Origin of the sequence: Actinomyces sp. oral taxon 169 (genome assembly GCF_013394715.1) — a bacterium.
Lineage (GTDB): Bacteria > Actinomycetota > Actinomycetes > Actinomycetales > Actinomycetaceae > Actinomyces.
Map to the genome: position 1 here is coordinate 2,143,053 of NZ_CP058259.1, position 18,272 is coordinate 2,161,324.

General features: G+C 69.5%; 13 protein-coding genes. 5 read left to right on the top strand and 8 right to left on the bottom strand.

Annotated features, from left to right (window positions below; all coding sequences use genetic code 11):
* The first annotated feature begins 237 nt into the window (after positions 1–237).
* Positions 238–2,604 carry a glycogen/starch/alpha-glucan phosphorylase gene (locus HW274_RS09140; protein ID WP_185988646.1) on the top strand — a complete coding sequence of 789 codons (2,367 nt, stop codon included), beginning with the start codon at positions 238–240 and terminating at the stop codon, positions 2,602–2,604.
* Between the two features lie 104 nt (positions 2,605–2,708).
* Here HW274_RS09140 and HW274_RS09145 read toward each other — a convergent pair whose 3' ends face one another.
* The 3 genes from HW274_RS09145 to HW274_RS09155 all read right to left on the bottom strand — a co-directional run bounded on the left by HW274_RS09145 (position 2,709) and on the right by HW274_RS09155 (position 6,645).
* A complete protein-coding gene (locus HW274_RS09145) occupies positions 2,709–3,659 on the bottom strand; it encodes a tetratricopeptide repeat protein (protein WP_075254820.1) in 951 nt (316 codons plus the stop codon).
* Positions 3,660–3,826: 167 nt separating this feature from the next.
* On the bottom strand, positions 3,827–4,876 hold the full coding sequence (locus tag HW274_RS09150; RefSeq protein WP_185988647.1) for a Tat pathway signal protein: 1,050 nt from the start codon (positions 4,874–4,876) through the stop codon (positions 3,827–3,829).
* Positions 4,873–6,645: a hypothetical protein gene (locus HW274_RS09155; protein ID WP_185988648.1), complete on the bottom strand. Its 1,773-nt coding sequence runs from the start codon at positions 6,643–6,645 to the stop codon at positions 4,873–4,875. Before HW274_RS09155 ends, HW274_RS09150 begins: the two co-directional genes overlap by 4 nt.
* A 468-nt stretch (positions 6,646–7,113) precedes the next feature.
* Between HW274_RS09155 and HW274_RS09160 the strand changes: the two genes are divergently transcribed.
* Together HW274_RS09160 and HW274_RS09165 are read left to right on the top strand one after the other, a co-directional pair.
* On the top strand, positions 7,114–8,736 hold the full coding sequence (locus HW274_RS09160) for a DivIVA domain-containing protein (protein WP_185988649.1): 1,623 nt from the start codon (positions 7,114–7,116) through the stop codon (positions 8,734–8,736).
* A gap of 9 nt (positions 8,737–8,745) precedes the next feature.
* Complete coding sequence (locus HW274_RS09165) at positions 8,746–9,237, top strand: hypothetical protein (protein ID WP_075254825.1); 492 nt, start codon at positions 8,746–8,748, stop codon at positions 9,235–9,237.
* 35 nt (positions 9,238–9,272) lie between these two features.
* Here the strand turns inward: HW274_RS09165 and HW274_RS09170 are convergent, their stop codons facing one another.
* The 5 genes from HW274_RS09170 to HW274_RS09190 form a co-directional block, all read right to left on the bottom strand.
* Complete coding sequence (locus tag HW274_RS09170) at positions 9,273–9,563, bottom strand: hypothetical protein (RefSeq protein WP_003786752.1); 291 nt, start codon at positions 9,561–9,563, stop codon at positions 9,273–9,275.
* Between the two features lie 113 nt (positions 9,564–9,676).
* On the bottom strand, positions 9,677–10,531 hold the full coding sequence (locus tag HW274_RS09175; protein ID WP_075254827.1) for a carbohydrate ABC transporter permease: 855 nt from the start codon (positions 10,529–10,531) through the stop codon (positions 9,677–9,679).
* A 6-nt stretch (positions 10,532–10,537) separates the two neighbouring features.
* On the bottom strand, positions 10,538–11,467 hold the full coding sequence (locus HW274_RS09180) for a carbohydrate ABC transporter permease (RefSeq protein WP_075254828.1): 930 nt from the start codon (positions 11,465–11,467) through the stop codon (positions 10,538–10,540).
* A 144-nt stretch (positions 11,468–11,611) separates the two neighbouring features.
* Positions 11,612–12,931 carry an ABC transporter substrate-binding protein gene (locus HW274_RS09185; protein WP_185988650.1) on the bottom strand — a complete coding sequence of 440 codons (1,320 nt, stop codon included), beginning with the start codon at positions 12,929–12,931 and terminating at the stop codon, positions 11,612–11,614.
* A gap of 385 nt (positions 12,932–13,316) precedes the next feature.
* Positions 13,317–14,303, bottom strand: coding sequence for a malate dehydrogenase (locus HW274_RS09190; RefSeq protein ID WP_185988651.1), 987 nt, complete (start codon positions 14,301–14,303; stop codon positions 13,317–13,319).
* Between the two features lie 254 nt (positions 14,304–14,557).
* Between HW274_RS09190 and HW274_RS09195 the strand changes: the two genes are divergently transcribed.
* Both HW274_RS09195 and HW274_RS09200 read left to right on the top strand, forming a co-directional pair.
* Positions 14,558–16,369, top strand: a complete 1,812-nt coding sequence (locus HW274_RS09195; RefSeq protein WP_185988652.1) for an ABC transporter ATP-binding protein/permease — start codon at positions 14,558–14,560, stop codon at positions 16,367–16,369.
* On the top strand, positions 16,366–18,222 hold the full coding sequence (locus HW274_RS09200; RefSeq protein WP_185988653.1) for an amino acid ABC transporter ATP-binding/permease protein: 1,857 nt from the start codon (positions 16,366–16,368) through the stop codon (positions 18,220–18,222). Before HW274_RS09195 ends, HW274_RS09200 begins: the two co-directional genes overlap by 4 nt.
* Positions 18,223–18,272 lie beyond the last annotated feature (50 nt).

An 18,272-nucleotide genomic window follows, 5' to 3' on the forward strand; every position in this document is an offset into this window, starting at 1 on the left:
CATGGCCCTCTCGCCCCACCGCGGCCTGCTGCTTGCCACATCATCAGAACTGTGAACTCGGCCCACCACTATCGCCTATGAGCGGGTAGTCTAGACCCTGTCTCGCACAGGCGCGCGGCCTCCGGTGCCATGTTCCCTTGCGCGCTCCGGTCGGCCCGGCCCCGTCGATGTACGATGTTTCAGTCCGCTGCAAAGTTCTTGCAGTCGGCGACCACGATGCCTGACAAGGGAAGAAGAATGACACAGAAGCTGGTCACGAGCGCCCCCGCGCAGGTGCGCGCCGTATCCGGTCGACCCGAGACCGCAGCCACCCTCATGGAGGTCTGGCAGGGCCTGTCCGCCGCCGTCGTCGACACCATCGCGGACGACTGGTACGCCACCGAGCAGAAGTACAGCGCCGGGCGCCAGGAGCACTACTTCTCCGCCGAGTTCCTCATGGGTCGCGCCCTGCTCAACAACCTCTCCAACCTGGGGATGGTCGATGAGGCTCGCGAGGCCGTCGGTTCCTTCGGCGTCAACCTCAGCGACGTCCTGGAGCAGGAGCCCGACGCCGCCCTGGGCAACGGCGGCCTGGGCCGCCTGGCCGCCTGCTTCCTCGACTCCTGCGCCACCCTCGACCTGCCGGTCAACGGCTTCGGCATCCTCTACCGCTACGGGCTGTTCAAGCAGCTCTTCGAGGACGGCTTCCAGACCGAGCACCCCGACCCCTGGATGGAGGAGGGCTACCCCTTCGTCATCCGCCACGAGGAGGCCCAGCGCCTGGTCCACTACCAGGACATGACCGTGCGCGCCATCCCCTACGACATGCCCATCACCGGCTACGGCACCAAGAACGTGGGGACTCTGCGCCTGTGGAAGGCCGAGCCGCTCGAGGAGTTCGACTACGACGCCTTCAACTCCCAGCGCTTCACCGAGGCCATCGTCGAGCGCGAGCGCACCTCGGACATCTCCCGTGTCCTCTACCCCAACGACACCACCTACGAGGGCAAGGTCCTGCGGGTGCGCCAGCAGTACTTCTTCTGCTCGGCCTCCCTGCAGCAGATCGTTGAGAACTACGTCAACCACCACGGTGAGGACCTGACCGGCTTCGCCGACTACAACGCCATCCAGCTCAACGACACCCACCCGGTGCTCGCCATCCCCGAGCTGATGCGCATCCTCCTGGACGAGCACCACCTGGGCTGGGAGGAGGCCTGGGAGGTGGTCACCAAGACCTTCGCCTACACCAACCACACGGTGCTGGCCGAGGCCCTGGAGACCTGGGAGATCTCCATCTTTGACCGCCTCTTCCCGCGCATCACCGAGATCGTCCGCGAGATCGACCGCCGCTTCCGCATGGAGATGGCCGAGCGTGGCCTGGAGCAGGGCACCATCGACTACATGGCCCCCATCTCCGGGGACAAGGTGCGCATGGCCTGGATCGCCTGCTACGCCTCCTACTCCATCAACGGCGTCGCCGCGCTGCACACCGAGATCATCAAGCGCGAGACCCTGGGCGAGTGGCACGCCATCTGGCCCGAGCGCTTCAACAACAAGACCAACGGCGTCACCCCGCGCCGCTGGCTGCGCCAGTGCAACCCGCGCCTGTCGGCGCTGCTGGACGAGGTCACCGGCTCGGACACCTGGGTCAAGGACCTCTCCGTCCTGGCCGAGCACACCGACTCCGTGGACGAGTCCGTCTACGACCGCCTGGCGGAGATCAAGCACGCCAACAAGGTGGACTTCGCCGCCTGGATCGCCCAGCGCGAGGGGATCGAGATCGACCCGGAGGCCATCTTCGACGTCCAGATCAAACGTCTCCACGAGTACAAGCGCCAGCTGCTCAACGCCATCTACATCCTGGACCTCTATTTCCGCATGAAGCAGGACCCGAGCCTGCGGGTCCCCAAGCGGGTCTTCATCTTCGGCGCCAAGGCCGCTCCCGGGTACATCCGAGCCAAGGCCATCATCAAGCTCATCAACGCCATCGCCGACCTGGTCAACAACGACCCCGTGGTCTCCCAGACCATCAAGGTCGTCTTCGTCCACAACTACAACGTCTCCCCGGCCGAGCACATCATCCCGGCCGCCGACGTCTCCGAGCAGATCTCGATGGCCGGTAAGGAGGCCTCGGGCACCTCCAACATGAAGTTCATGATGAACGGAGCCCTGACCCTGGGCACGCTCGACGGCGCCAACGTGGAGATCCTGGAGGCGGTCGGTGACGACAACGCCTACATCTTCGGCGCCACGGAGGACGAGCTGCCCGCCCTGCGCGAGAGCTACGACCCCGTGTGGCACTACGAGAACGTCCCCGGTCTCAAGCGCGTCCTGGACGCCTTCACCGACGGCACCCTGGATGACAACGGCTCGGGCTGGTTCGCCGACCTGCGCCGCAGCCTGCTGGAGGCCTCCTACGAGCCGGCCGACGTCTACTACGTTCTGGGCGACTTCGCCTCCTACCGCGAGACCAAGGACGCCATGGCGGCCGACTACGCCGACACCCGCGCCTGGCAGCGCAAGGCCTGGGTGAACATCACCCGCTCGGGCCGCTTCTCCTCCGACCGCACCATCAGCGACTACGCCCGCGAGGTCTGGAAGATCGACCCCGAGCCCATCGCCTGATCGTCACGGCATGAGCGAGCGCCCCTCACCGGTTGCGGTGAGGGGCGCTCGTGGCATGCGCCGGGTGTGAGCTAAGAACGCCCGGCAGGGCTGCTCATCGAGGCTCAGTAGAGCATGGTGGCCAGGCGGCGACGGGCCTGGGCGACCTCCGGGGAGGTGGAGCCGATGACCTCGAAGAGCTCGAGCAGCCGCAGCCGGGCCTCCTCCCGATCCTCCCCCGCATGGGTGCGCACAGCCTCCAGGGCGCGTCCGAGGGCGGCGTTGACATCCCCCAGGGCCAGGGCGGCATCGGCACCGGCCAGGGCCGCGGCCAGATCGGTGGGCGCAGCGTCAGCGGCTGCGAGGAGCTCGTGAGGGTCCTGGCCGTCCAGACGGGCCATGAGGCGCACCTGGTTTCGGGCCACCTTGAGGTCGTCGTCGCCCGGGTTCTGGGCGATGGCGTGGGTGTAGACCTCCTCGGCGGCGGCGAAGTCCCCGGCCTCAATGGCCTCGCGGGCTGCCCGCTCGACCTCGGTCTCCTCGGGCTCGGCCTCAGCAGTGCCAGCGCCGACTGCGCCGTCGACGGCGATGGTGCCGTTGACACCGTTGGCGGCCGCCACCTCCAGCAGCTGGTCGATGACAGAGCGCAGCTGCTCCTGGGGCACCGCCCCCTGGAACATCGGCACCGGCTGGCCCGCGATGAGGGCCACCACCGTGGGGACGGCCTGAGCCTGGAGGGCCTGGGCGACCTCCGGGGCCGTATCCACGTTGACGCGCGCCAGCTGGAAGCGGCCGGCGTACTGATCGGCGAGCTCCTCCAGGACCGCGGCGAGGTCGGCACTGGCCTGGCTGCGCGGGCTGTGCAGGACGACGATGACAGGCACCTGGGTGGAAACCTCGGCGACCTCGCGCAGGTTGGAGGCGTCGACGTCAACGACGAGCGGCACCGGCAGACCAGAACCGGCGGCTCCGGTGGGGCGGTCCCCGGTGGCTGGGCTCGGAGTGGCGCCGGTAGAGCCGGCCGGCTTGGTAGCGGGGGCGAGACTGGACAGGTCGACGGCGCCGAACATGCTCATAGCAGCTCTGCCTTCCTCGGGCCGCGGCCCGGTTGCTTCATGGATCTGGGTCTTTCGGTGTTCGTGAGCGCCGGCGCGGTTGGCAGGCCTCACGCTGCGCACCAGCCTGGGTGCGCCAGCGGCCCGACTCCGAGCAGTCACGGAGCCGGGCCGGGGACCGGAGGCGGTCAGGAGGGCTTGGCCGACGCCGACGCCGTGGGGGCCGGAGTCTTGGAGTCGTCCCGGTCCACCTTCATCAGCGCCGTCTCGGCGCCCAGAACAGTCACCTTCCCACCGCTTCCCTCCTTGGGGATGGAGAAGGCAACCATGGAGTCGTAGGTGGCAGTCACGGTACCGACGATCTTCTGGTTGCCACCCATGTGGGCGGCAATGTCACCCTGCAAGGTGAGATCGGAGCCGTCAACGGTGCGCTTGTAGACCACCGTGAAGGTCAGGGTGGTGAAGACCAGCGCCCCGCCGTCGCCCTCCTCCAGCTGGAGGCCCTGGAACCCGTCCTGTCCGGGGACCGCCGTCACGGTGACCTCACCCAAGTTGCTCAGGTCGGTCTTTCGGGCGTCCTGGACCTTCTGACGCAGACTGTCGTCAGGGAAGGTCTTACCGTTCTCGCCGTCGGGATGGTTGAGCGCGTCGACGTAGGCGTCGAGAGCCGCCTTGGGGGTGACAACCAGCCCGGTGGACTCGGCTGTCACCTGCTTGGCGTGCTGGGCCGACTGCTTGGTCAGCACGGGAATGCTCGCCTGCGCAGCGAACCCCTGCACCCAGGCCCACACCTTGAACTGGTCCCGGGCCGAGCCCTGCTCCAGGGAGATGATCGAGACGCTCTTGTCACTCTCCGAGGCGACGGCTGCGTTACGGGGGAAGCCGACGGTCTGCCCCACTCCGCCGCCCTGGATCTTGGTGTTCATGGCGTGGATGACGGAGTCGTTCCCGCTGGCGGAGGCGGTGGCGTACTCGGCGGCACGGATCCGCGCCGCCGGACCGGACATGACCTCCTTGAGCTTGTCCGCGTTCTTCGCCTTGTCCGCCGTGGCCAGACCGGTCTGGACGCGCTGGAGAATCTCCTCGAGCTGTTTGTCGTTGAGGACGGGTTCGGCGATCGGCGTGCCGGAGGCCACGGTCTCAGCAGTCTTGGGCTGAGACCGCGAGCAGGCGGCCAGGCTCAGGGCGATGGCGGAGGCACCGCCTGCGCTCAGAAAGGCTCGACGGGTGGACATCATGCGCGCTCCTGGTTGTCGGGGTCCGCGGTGGGGTCTGGCTCACTGAGGGGCTCGGCGTCAACGGCCTGGATGACGGCGGGGTCGGCCTGGGGAGGCAGCTCGACGCCGTCGGAGTAGGAGGGCCAGGACACGGTGGTCGACGTCGCAGAGGAGTCCCCGAAACCGCCCGGGGAGAAGGTAGGCCCGTGCGTCGGCTCGACCTCCTGCTCGCTCCAGCTCAGCGACGCGTCACTCACCTCCGGCTGGGTAAGTCCGGTCGGCATCTGGAGGCCGGGGTCGTGCGGCGGGACCGAGGAGGCCGCGTCCTGGAACTCGGCGGTGTCGGTCTCGAAGGACCGCGCGTCGCCACCACCCGCCACATGGCTGGTGTGGTGCTCCGGCGGAGCGAAGCGGGAGTGGTCCGGGGCCCCTGTGGGCTGGCCGGCGACCGGGTCCACGCCCACGGCCATGTGGTCAGCGCCGGCGGCACCGCCGGCGCCATCACTGAGAGCCGGGGGGTTGGAGTAGGCCGACGGGTCGGGGACGTTGGCGACATCCGAGGCGATGGTCAGCGCCTCGCCGTCCTGGAGGCCATCAGGCTCCCGGGCGGCCCGGTGCTGCTGGGTGGCGGCCTCGTCAAGCCCGGGGACGACTGACGCGCCTCGGGCGACGCCGGCCACCGCATGCTCGCCCTGCCCGCCGTGACCCTGTTCGTAGGCGGCAGCGGCTCCGTCACCGAACCCGCTTCCGGGGCCGGCGCTGAGCCCGGCGGCGGGGCCGTAGCCGTATCCCTCGGTGGGGAGGGCCTCAGGCATCTGGGAGGCCGCGGGTGCCTCGACGCCGTCGAGGTAGACGCGCCCGGTGCGCGGGTCGGTCCAGGGCTCGCCCGAGGCCTCGGCGCGCTCCTTGTCCCGCAGCTCTCGGCGGGTCAGCCGTCGGTCGGGATCGTCCACCTGGGGGATGCCCTCGGTGGAGACCGAGTCGGCGTTGGCGATGCGGGCCGCCCGCTCGGCCGAACGGGTACGCCGATCGACATTGGCGCGGCGCAGCTGGAGGTCGATGAAGAACAGGAAGGCTCCTACGAGCACGAAGACACTGCCCAGAACCAGTCCCCCGTAGAAGTACCAGGGCGTCTCCACCTGGCGCTTCCAGCTGATGGTCAGGCCGGGAGCCGAGGCCTTGCCGTCGGTCATGGCCATGACGACGATCTGCTCGTCGAGGTTCTTGTGCGGCAGCATGGCGCGGTCGGCGTCCTTGCCGGTGTTGAAGGTGACTGACGAGCCGCCGGTCTTCTCCCCCAGCCAGATGTCGGAGCCCGAGGCGGTCACGCCCTTGGCCTTGCGCTCCGAGCACTTCGAGCCGCCGGCCTGCGCGGAGGCGGAGGGCTGAGCGGAGGGCGCCGCGGAAGGAGCGGGAGCGGCGTTGGCCGGCGGGCAGTACTGGGTCTCGTCCTTGGAGGCCAGGGTCCCGGCGCCGGCGTCGATGCTGGTGACCGCCGTGTAGGGCAGCGCATTGTTGGCGTCGGGGCTCATCCAGGCGTCAAGATCGGCCGCCCTGGCCACGAAGAGGTGGACGTCCTTGCCGTCGGAGGAGCTCGCCGTCACGGTGACGTCGGACTCCGCACCACTGAGAACCCCGGGGGCTGTGATGACGTAGGGCTGAGAAGGGCCGGAGGCGAGCTTCGCCTCGACCTTGGAGCCAGGTTTCCAGATGGTGGCCGAGCAAACGGCCAGGGCGACGAGGACCAGCCCGAGGACGGTCACCACCACGCTCAAGATACGTCGACTCACGACGCGGATCTCCTATGCTCGCGGACACGGTACGGACGACGGCCGGCTCCGTGGAGCCGGGTATCGCTGCGAGCGCTCACCGTGCGCCCGCCTAGGGACCAGAATCGCATGACGGACCCTGCGACCGCACCGACCTCGGCGCAAGATCACAACCAGACACGCGCTGAGCGAAGCGATATCTCCCGGAATTCCGCCAGCAGAAAGGGTCTCGGCGACCCCGCGAGCAGCGCGATGGTCTCGAAGCGGACACGAGGGAAGGCGCGGAGAATCGCGCACGTGAGATCGGAAGTCTCCGGAGAACCCACCAGCGCATCCATCCGCCACCCTTCCCGGGCGGTCGGGAGCCCAACCACCCCAGGCCTTCTGTGCGCATGGTCACACTTTCGTGGTGGCCGTCCCGATCACACCCAATCGTTAGGCTTGCCCTGGTGGTGAGCGTCCCCGGCTCGCCAGGAGGAGGAACCCGACGTGGCTGAGGAATACAGCGAGTTTGCCATCACGATGCGCGGCTACGACCGTGCTCAGGTCGACCGGAAGCTGGAGCAGCTCTCGCGCCAGTTGGCCGATGCCCGTCGCGAGGTGGCCAGCCTCGACCAGCGCGCCATGACGCTGGCCGGCGAGCTGGCCGACGCCCAGCGCCGGCTGCGGGAGTCCGACAAGCCGACCTACGCCGGCCTGGGCTCACGGATCGAGCAGTTGCTGCGCAGCGCCGAGGAGCAGAGCGCCTCCGTCCTGTCCAAGGCCAACGCCGAGGCCGACGCCCTGCTGACTCGAACCCGGACCAACGCCAAGAACCTCTCCGAGCGCAGCGCCTCGGAGGCGGCGACCCTGCTGGCCGACGCCCGCCGAGAGGCCAGCGAGCTGCGCTCCCGCTCCCAGGGGGAGGCCTCGACCGCCCTGGCCAACGCCGAGGCCCGCGCCCAGGAGCTGGTCTCCTCCGCCTCGCGCAAGGCCGCCCAGATCTCCGCCGACGCCGAGGCGGCCGTCACCGAGATGCGCGCCAGCGCGGAGCGTGAGGCCGCACTGGTCCTGTCCCAGGCGCGCAAGCAGGCCGCCGAGATCGCCATCACCTCCGAGCGCGACGCCACCGCCAACCGAGAGGCGGCCGCGGCAGAGGCCGACGAGCTGCACAAGACCTCCACGGCGAAGGCCGAGGAGATCCTCTCGGCCGCCAAGCAGGAGGCCGAGCTGACCGTCGGCAAGGCTAAGCGCGAGGCCGAGGAGATCCTCACCTCGGCGCGCAACGAGTCCGAGACGCTGCGTCGCTCGGCCACCGACGAGGCCGCCGCGGCCCGAGCCGAGGCCACCGAGCTGCGCCAGCAGGCCACCCTGGAGATCGCCGCGGCGCACGAGCAGGCCGCCCAGGAGGACTCCGACGCCCACGAGGCCACGCGCGAGCGCATCCGGGAGATGCAGGAGCAGGCCCAGGTCCAGGCCCAGGAGGCCGAGGAGCGCCTGCAGGAGGCGTTGTCCCGGGCCGAGGAGGTCCGTGCCCGTACCGACGCCGAGGCCCGTAAGCGCCAGGAGGAGGCCGTCGCCCAGGCGGAGGAGACTCTGGCGCAGGCCCGTCTCGAGGCTGAGCAGATCATCAGCGACGCCCGCGCCGACGCCGACGTCACCGCCCAGGTGGCCGCCCGCCAGCTCCAGGAGCTCGAGCGCCAGCGCGACTCGGTCGCCGCCTACCTCACCGAGATGCGCGGCGTCCTGGGAGGCGCACTGCCCCAGGCCCCCTCCTTCAGCGACCACGTCGCAGCCCTGCCCCAGGAGGAGAGTCCGGCCCCGGCGGCCGAGGAGGCCTCCGCGCAGTCGGCAGAGCCGGCGGCCACCGGCAGCGCAGGCAGTCCGCGCTCGGCCGGCTCCGGCAGTGCCTCCTCAGCGCCGTCGGCCACCTCGGCGGCCCCCGCGCCGGCCGGAAACAAGGCGGCTGCGGCCTCCGGTGGTGGCCAGCAGGCGGGCGCGCAGTCGACCCCGAAGAACGCCCAGAAGAGCAGCCCCGGTCGCATCGAGCACGTGCCGGCCCCCAGCAAGAGCTCCAACGGCTCCGGCAGCTCCGCCAACCGCAACCCCCGCCAGGGCAAAGGACGTCGCTGAGGCCCCGACGTGACTGCCGACGACGCCGCCCGGTTCGAGACCGAGTCGACCAGCACCCGTGGTTCTGGTGACTGCGACTGGGCGGCGTCGCGTCGTCGTGCGGCCACACAGCGGGCCCGCATGCTTCAGGAGCGTCAGGATGCCGAGCACGCCCGGGCCGCCCGCATCGTGGGGCTCTTCCTCGAGGTCGCCCGCGAAGAGGGCCTCCAGGATGTTCCTCTGCGGGTGCGCGGCTACGCGGGCGGCAGCGCCCGCACCCCGCTGCGCGGCTGGTACCTGAGGGCCGACGAGACGGTCGGCATCGACACCCAGGGGCGCTACTACGTCCTGTCGATGCCGCTGAGCCTGGCTCAGCGCCTGCGCGGGGTCAGGCCCGAGAGCCAGCCGGTGCCGATGACCATCGGTGAGGGCGGACGCGACGGGGATATCGTGCCGCTGCGCTTCGCGCTGGACCGCCTGCTGCCGGGCTGGGAGGAGCACTCCCCCGAGCCGCTCGTGTGACTCTCAGCCCCACTGCCTCGCGTCGGCGTCGGGTTCTACCAGAGGCGCCGTTCCCAGCATGAGGTGTGCCAGTGACGCCGCTCCTCCAGGCCCCGGTCCGCCCCGAAGAGGGACTCGTTGCTCCAGGCCACCACGTGCGCGGTGCCGGCCGGGATGACGCGGTGGCAGCCGGGACAGGTGTAGGGCTTGTCCCCGCCGCGCAGGTGGCGCACGGTGAAGTCGGCGCCGCCCGGGCCGGTCTGGGTACGCGGCACGGAGGCGAGACGGTCCATGCTCAAGGGGATGTGCCCCTGCCCGTAGGGGCGCTTGGATCTGCGACGTGCCATGCCCCGATCACATCACATCCGGCTGCCGTCCCCAAGCCGAGGGCGGCAGCCGGATGCGAGAGCAGGCCGAGACAAACGAGGCGTAGGACGCGGGCGAGCGGCCCGGGCCTGTCTCAGCCCTTGACGGAGCCTGCCATGAGGCCGCCGACGAAGTACTTGCCCAGCAGGATGTAGACCGCCAGGGTCGGCACCGAGGCGATGAGTGCGCCGGACATGGAGGCCCCGTAGTCGGCCAGGATCGAGCCGTGGGCCAGGTTGTTCAGCGCCAGCGTCACCGGCCCGGACTGCGCGCCGCCGCCGAAGAACAGGGCGAACAGGAAGTCGTTCCAGGCGGAGGTGAACTGCCAGATGAGGACGACGACGAAGCTGGGCACTGAGATCGGCAGGACCACCGAGACGTAGGTGCGCAGCATGCCGGCCCCGTCGACCCGGGCGGCCTCAATGAGCTCGTTGGGAATGGTCTCGTAGTAGTTGCGGAAGATGAGCGTCGTGATCGGGATGCCGTAGACGACGTGCATGAGGATCAGCGTGTGGATCCCGAAGCCCAGGTCGGCACTGGTCACCAGGCGCATGAGCGGGATCATGACCGCCTGGTAGGGGATGAACATGCCGAACAGGATGAGGGTGAAGACCACGTTGGCCCCGGGGAAGCGCCACTTGGACAGGACGAAGCCGTTGGCGCTGCCCAGCATCGCGGAGATGATCGAGGAGGGGATGACCAGCGCCAGGGAGCGCAGCAGTCCGCCACTGAGCTGGTTCCAGGCGTTGGACCAGTTCTTGGTGACCCAGACCTCGGGCAGGTACCAGGTCCGCGAGGGGTCGGCGTCGGCGGATCCCTTGAAGGAGGTGACCAGCAGGACGTAGACCGGAATGAGGACGAGGACCACCGAGGCCAGCAGCAGGATGAAGCGGACGGTCTGGCCCCAGCCGGGGCGGCGCGGGGTGCGCATCGTGAGTGCCTGTGTCATCGCCGCTCACCTCCTGCCCTTGGCGTCGTGGATGAGGTAGGGGATGACGGCGACGGCGACCAGGACCAGCAGGATCGTGCCGACGGCGGCGGCGTTGGAGTAGTCGTTGTCGGTCATGAAGTTGAACATGTCGATGGCCGGGACCTTGGTGGAGTAGGTGCGCTGGTCCGTGATCGACATGATGAGGTCGAAGGACTTCAGGGACATGTGCCCGATGATGATGACGGCGCTCAGGGCGATCGGGGTCAGCTGGGGGAAGATGATCGACTTGTAGAGCTGCCACTCGCTGGCGCCGTCGACCCGGGCGGCCTCACGCAGGTCGTCGGGAATGCCGCGGAAGCCGGCCAGGAAGAGCGCCATGACGTATCCGGCCAGCTGCCACACGGCCGGCAGCGCGATGGCCAGGATGCCCCAGGTGGTGTTCTGGGTCCATGAGTTCTCCAGGAACCTCAGGCCGGTCATCTCGAACAGGCGGTTGAGCCCCGAGGCGCTCTCGCCCTGCGCGGAGTTCAGCAGCCACCGCCACACCACGCCCGAGGCCACGAAGGACACGGCCATGGGGAACAGGAAGATGGAGCGGAAGATCCCCTCCCCCTTGATGGGGCGGTCCAGGAGCCAGGCCCACAGGAAGCCGACCACGAGGGTTCCGGCCAGGAAGGTGACGGTGAACAGGATGAGGTTGATGAAGGAGTGACGGAAGTCCGGGTTGCCGAACAGGGAGGTGAAGTTGCTCAGCCCGACGACGGTGGTCCCCCTGCGTCCGGAGACCTGACCGGCGGTGTGCATGTCCAGCAGGGAGGTGTTGATGTTGATGCCGATCATCCCGTAGACGAAGACGCCGACGAGGATGATCGAGGGCGAGATGAGCAGGAGGCCCGGGCCCCACTGCCTCCAGTTCGCCCGACGGCGCCGCGCGGGGGCGCTCTTGGTGCTCACAAGGTTCTCCTGATGCGTAGGTGGCGGAAGGACTCCGCCTGTCGTGGTGATGAGCTCCGGCCGGATGATCGGCGAGGGGTCGTCCCCGGGGACGGGAGCGGACCGGAGCGGACACACGGCCCGCCCCCGCCCCCGGGGAACCGGTCAGGAGGCGGCAGCGGCCTTGAGGTCGGCCTGGAGGGCGGCGACGTCGGAGGCGCCCTGGGCGAACTTGGTCAGGGCGTCATTCATCGCGTTGGTGGCCTTCGACGGAAGCGCCGCGCCGTGAGCGATGGAGGAGACGATCTTGTCCTTGGCGAAGGACTCCATGGCCGAGCGCTGGTACTCGGAGAACTTGCCCTTCTCCTCGTCGGTGAGGTCGGTGCGGGCCGGGATTGAGCCCTTGACCGTGTTGAAGGCGATCTGGCCGTCCTTGGAGGAGATGGTGTTGAGCCAGTTCTTGGCCCCGCCGGGGTGCTTGGCGCCGTCGGGAAGGGTGAAGGAGTCGGCCAGGAAGTCGAAGACGCCGTCGGTGCCCGGGACCGGGAAGTAGACGTAGTCCTGGCCGGCCTTCTTGCCGGCCGCGTCGAAGCCGGCCACGGCCCAGTCGCCCATGACGTTGAAGGCGGCCTTGCCGTCCATGATGGGCTTCATGGCGGGCTCCCAGTCCTCGGTGTAGAGGGAGGAGTCGGTGAAGCCCACGATGGTCTTGTAGTGTCCCAGCGCCTTGGTGACCTCGGCGCCGCCCCAGTCGGTCTTGCCTGCGAAGAGCCCGTTGTAGGCGTCCACGCCCAGGTCGGCGATGAGGATGGTCTCGAGCAGCTCGAGCTGGGTCCAGGCCATGCCCATGGTGATGGGGGTCAGACCGGCGGCCTTGACCTTCTCCATGTCGGCGATCCAGGCGTCGATGGTGGTGGCAGGCTTGGTCGGGTCGAGCCCGGCGGCCTTGAGCGCGGGCACCGACGCCCACACGACGTTGGCCCGGTGGATGTTGGAGGGCACGGAGTAGATCTTGCCGTCGGAGTCCTTGAGGCGGTCCATGAGGGTGGCCGGGAAGGCCTCGTTGAGCTTGAACTCCTCGTAGAGGCTGGAGACGTCCAGCAGGTAGCCGGCCTCGATGTGGTCCTTGATCTCGGCGCCGGCGTGGGCCTGGTAGGTGTCCGGCGGGTTCTTGGCGGCCAGGTCGGCGGCGAGCTTCTGCTTGGCCTGGCTGCCGGCGCCCCCGGAGACGGCCTTGTTCTCGAACTTCGTCTTGGGGAACTGCTGGTTGAAGACCTTGACCAGGGCGTCCAGACCGAGCTTCTCCGAGCCGGCCGACCACCAGGTGACGACGTCGACCTGGCTGGCGTCCCCTTCACCGGCGGCTCCACCGGACTTCGAGCCGGAGCTGCCGGAGGTGGCGCATGCGGCCAGGGTGGCGGCGACTGCAGTGGTTCCCAGCCCTGCCAGCACGGCGCGGCGGGAGAGGTAGTGGGTGGGACGCATGGGACTGCTCCTTAGAAACGACGGTGTCTCATGACCACGGCACCGTTGCCGCGGGCGGGGAGATCAGATGTTGTCTAGTCATCTGAACTCGCCAGGAGAGTAGACCTAAACTGAGCGAAACTCAAACATACATTGCGCGAACAATCATTGTACTGGTCATGAGCGACAGGTCTATACCAGCAGTGGGAACGATTCATCCGCGCCCACATCTGCTCCGGGTGTGAAAAAGGGTCCTCGCCGCTCGAATGAGCGGCGAGGACCCGGATCGGAGAGCGGACAGGGCCTTACAGTCCTCCGCACCCCAAGGTGGTCCGTACCAGGAGCGGGTCGGGCCAGGGCGGGCTCTCAGGCCGTTCCTGGCGCCGAGCCGTAGGGCTCGAGGAACTCAGATGAGCCCCATGGAGGCCACGGCGTTCTTCTCCTCGACGAGCTCGGCCGCCGAGGCGTCGATCTTGGCGCGGGAGAAGTCGTCGATCTCGAGGCCCTGGATGATCTTCCACTCCCCGTTCTCCGAGGTGCAGGGGAAGGAGGAGATGATGCCCTCGGGCACGCCGTAGGAGCCGTCGGACATGATCGAGGAGGAGGTCCAGGACCCGGAGGTGCCCAGCACCCAGTCGTGCACGTGGTCGATGGCCGCCGAGGCCGCAGAGGCCGCCGAGGAGGCGCCGCGCGCGTCGATGATGGCGGCGCCGCGCTTGGCGACGGTCGGGATGAAGTCGTTCTCGACCCAGGCCCGGTCGGCCAGGATGTCGGTGATCGGGGAGCCCTTGACGGTGGCCTGAGTCAGGTCGGGGTACTGGGTGGAGGAGTGGTTGCCCCAGACGGTGACCTTGTCGATGTCGGTGACGTGGCAGCCGGCCTTGGTGGCCAGCTGGGCCAGGGCGCGGTTGTGGTCCAGGCGGGTCATGGCCGTGAAGCGCGAGGAGGGGATGTCGGGGGCGTGCGAGGCCGCGATGAGGGCGTTGGTGTTGGCGGGGTTGCCCACGACGAGCACCTTGATGTCCTCGGCGGCACCGGCGTTGAGGGCCTCGCCCTGGGGGCCGAAGATGCCGCCGTTGGCGGAGAGCAGGTCGGCGCGCTCCATACCGGCCTTGCGGGGCATGGAGCCGACGAGGAAGGCGATGTTGGCGCCCTCGAAGGCGGCCTTGGCGTCGTCGAAGATGTCGACGCTGCCCAGGGTCGGGAAGGCGGAGTCGAACAGCTCCATCGCGGTACCCTCAGCGGCCTTGACGGCCGGCGGGATCTCCAGCAGACGGAGGTTGACGCGCTGGTCCGGGCCGAGCAGGGCGCCGGAGGCGATGCGGAACAGCAGGGCGTAGCCGATGTTGCCGGCAGCACCGGTGATGGTGATGTTGACGGGAGCGTTAGCCATCGAGGACTCCTTCGAGACGTGTGTCGTCGCGGGCCGCAGGCGGCAGCCCGGCAGGACAACGCTATGACGTTCGTGCAGGTGAACACACCGATCCACCATATTTCGTGACTCTCACCACTCCCCGTAGCCATGGAGGTGGGATTCCTCCTGGTAGCCCATGATTCCAGCGAGATACTCACCGCCCCTGACAACCTCCCGTCCTGGTCGATACGCTGGAGGCCTCCCCCAGCCCATTTCTCGTTTCCAGGACCGTGATGAGCTCACGCCGATCCCCCGCGCCCATCCTCGCGCCACTGCGCCGCGGCTCCCCGCCCCGCCCCACGGTCTCCTCACCGGCCGGGCGTCGCGCAGGCGCCCTCTCCTTCGGTATGACGCTCCTGGGTGCCCTGGGAGCCGGGTGGTGCCTCATCTGCACCGGACGCGCCCTGGGCGCCCTGCTGACCTCCTCGTCAGTGGTGGGCCTGCTCGCCCAGGCGCTGGCCGCGGCCGCCGTGAGCGCCGCCTGCCAGCTGGTGGCGCAGCGGGTCGCCCGTTTCAGTGCGCTCACCGAGGAGGCGCACCTGCGCCGCCTCACCCTGGCTCACCTGCTGGGGCTGGGCCCGGCGCGCGCCGCCGACGTCCGCAGCGGTGCGACCGCCTCCCTGCTGACCGACGGCGCCGAGCGGGTGGCGCTCTACCGGCAGACCTTCCTGGCCCCCACACTGGCGGCCGCGGCGGCTCCCCTGCTGGTGCTCATCGAGCTGGCCGCCTTCGTCGACGTCGTTCCCGCCCTGGTCCTTGCGGCGGCCGTCGTCGTGGTCCCGGTCTTCATCGCCTGGTGCCACTCGCGACTGCGGGCCTCGTCGTCGGAGTCTCGACGGGCGCGGATGCGTCTGGCCGCCGAGTACCTCGACGCGATCCAGGGACTGCGCACCCTCACCCTGGCCCGGGCCGCGGAGCGCACCAGTGCGCGCCTGCGCCTGGAGGGGGAGTCGAACCGACGCGCGGTCATGGGGCTGCTGGCGGGCAACCAGCTCGTCATCCTGCTCACCGACGGTCTGTTCTCGCTCTTCCTCATCACCGTGGCCGCCGGTCTGGCCCTGGTGCGCCTGTCCGCCGGCGCCATCGACGTCAGTGACGCCTTGGCGATCGTCCTGACCTCCTACGTGCTCCTCGAGCCGCTGGACCACGTGGGCGCCTTCTTCTACGTGGGCATGGCCGGAATGGCCAACCAGCGCGCCATCCGCAGGATCCTGTCGCGGCCCCTGCCTCGCTCGACCGCTCGTCCCGGGGTCGCGGTCTCCACCCCGACTGCCGCTCAGTCCTCCATCGTGCTCGACGACGTCGAGGCCGCCTGGGATGCCGACCCGGTGCTGGAGGGCGTCAATCTGAGCGTGCGCCGCGGCGAGAGCCTGGCGGTGGTCGGCCCCTCGGGGGCAGGCAAGTCGACGCTCATGGCGGTGCTCGCCGGCGACCTGCTGCCCAGCGGCGGATCCGTGCGCGTCGAGGGCACCGAGCTGAGTGCCGCCACGCAGGACGAGGTGCGCTCGGCCTCCGCGCTGGTGGCGCAGACGACGTGGCTGTTCACCGGGACGATCGCCGACAACCTGCGCCTGGCCCAGCCCTACGCGACGCCGTCGCAGATGTGGCAGGCCCTGGAGGTGGCCCGCCTGGACAAGGAGGTGGCACTCATGCCCGAGGGGCTGGAGACGCAGGTCGGCGAGGCCGGCCTGGGGCTATCGGGCGGTCAGGCCCAGCGCCTGTCGCTGGCCCGCGCCTTCCTGGCCGACCGCCCCGTGCTGCTCCTGGATGAGCCCACCAGCCAGGTGGACCTGGCCAGCGAGGCGGCCATCGTGGAGTCCCTTGAGCAGCTGGCCCAGGGCCGCACCGTCGTCACCATCTCCCACCGCGTCGGGGCGCTGACCGCAGCGGACCGGACGGTGAGGGTCGAGGGCGGGGTGGTCCGAGAGGTGGATGGAGCCGGGACGCCCAGATCCGCCGGCGCGGCGCCCGCTCAGGAAGCCACCGGGGCCGACGGGTCCTCCTCCGAGGCCGCCGACGGGGATCACCAGGAGGAGCGGGCATGATCCGATCGATGCAGTCGAGGCGGTCCTCGGCCCCCCGCTCGAGGGCAGCCCGCGGCTCAGAGCAGCGCAGCGGGACCGGTCAGGATACTGCCTCCGCGCAGACGCCTGTATCCCGCGCGATGCTCGCGCGCTGGCTGCTTCGGGTCACCCGCCCGGTCCTCTCACCGCTGCTGGGCTCCACCCTGTGCCGGATCACCAACATGCTGTGCGGCGTGGCCCTGTTCTCCTTGGGCGCCTACGCCGTGGCCCGGGCAGGTCTGGCGGTGGCGACGGATGCACCGGTGGCCGCCATCTGGCCGGTCCTGGCTGTCATGGCGGGGCTGTCCCTGCTCAAGGCGGCCCTGCGCTACGTCGAGCAGTTCCTCGGCCACCTGGTGGCCTTCAAGGCCCTCGAGCTGCTGCGCGGCCAGATCTTCCGCTCCCTCATCCCCCGCTCCCCCAGAGTCAGTGCGACGTCACGCTCGGGCGACCTGCTGTCGCGGGCCACCAAGGACGTGGACCGGATCGAGGTCTTCTTCGCCCACACCTTCGCTCCGGCGGTCTGCGCCGTCGTCGTACCGATCACGGTGCTCACGGTCATCGGCCTGAAGGTGTCCTGGCTGGTGGCCCTGGCGGCGTTCCCCTTCGTGTTGCTCCAGCTGTTCATCGTGCCCCGCCTGGGGTTCGCCGCCTCAGTGGATGCCTCCCGCTCGGTCTCGGCGGCGCGGGCGGATCTCACCCAGCACGTGACCGACACCGTTCAGGGCATGAGCGAGGTCGTCGGCTACGGGCGCAGCCAGGAGCGTCTCGATGAGATGGCCAGGATCGACGCCGAGATCGCCGGTGCCGCACGGCCAACCGGGCAGTGGGCCGCCGTGAGGCGAGGCCTCAACCAGCTGGCGGGTCTGAGTGCGCCGATCGCCGTCGTCGCCGTGGGTGCGACGCTGTCGGCGACCGGCTCGGGCACGGGTGTCCCCCTCCTGGTAGCCGCGGCCGCTGCGGTGCTGCGGCTGTCTGAGACCATCCGCGGTGTCGAGGAGCTCTCGAGCGCGCTCAATGCCTCCTTCGCCTCGGCCGAGAGAGTGTGGGAGGTCGTCAACACCCCGGTGGAGGTGCGCGACGGCGATGAGGACCTGACCCCCGGCATCTCCCACGAGGTCCTGTGGCAGGACGTCACCTACTCCTACCCCAACACCGCCACCCAGGCTGTCCGCGGCGCCAGCATCAGGGCCAGGGCCGGCAGGTGGACCTGCATCGTGGGGGCCTCCGGATCTGGCAAGTCCACACTGGCCCAGCTGGCGGTGCGCTTCGATGAGCCGGACTCGGGCCGCATTCTCATCGACGGCCAGAACGTGAGTGATCTGCGTGCCGTCAGCCTCTACCAGGAGATCGGCCTAGTGGATCAGCGGGTTCACCTCATGCGAGCCACCATTGCGGACAACGTGCGCCTGGCAGCGCCCTCGGCCACTGACGCCCAGGTGCGCCGAGCGTGCCGAGCCGCCTGCATCGATGAGGACATCGAGGCCCTCGAGGACGGTTACAACACCCTGGTGGGCGAGCGCGGCCAGTCCCTGTCCGGGGGCCAGCGCCAGCGCCTGGCACTGGCCCGCGCGCTCCTGGCCCGTCCCGGGGTGCTCATCCTCGATGAGTTCACCTCGCACCTGGATCCTGACCTGGATGAGCGGGTGCGCATCGGGGTGCGCACCTATCTTCCGCAGGCGACGATCATTGAGATCACTCACCGCCTGCAGTGGTCCGAGCAGGCCGACCACGTCGTCGTCATGGACGCGGGGGCGATCGTGCAGACGGGGCCGCCGGCCAAGCTCCTGGCCGAGCCCGGCCCGCTGCGCACACTGATCGGCCGAGGCCGCTGAGATAGCGGTAAGCCCACGCGGATTCACGCGGTTTCAGTCGGGTCTCAGGC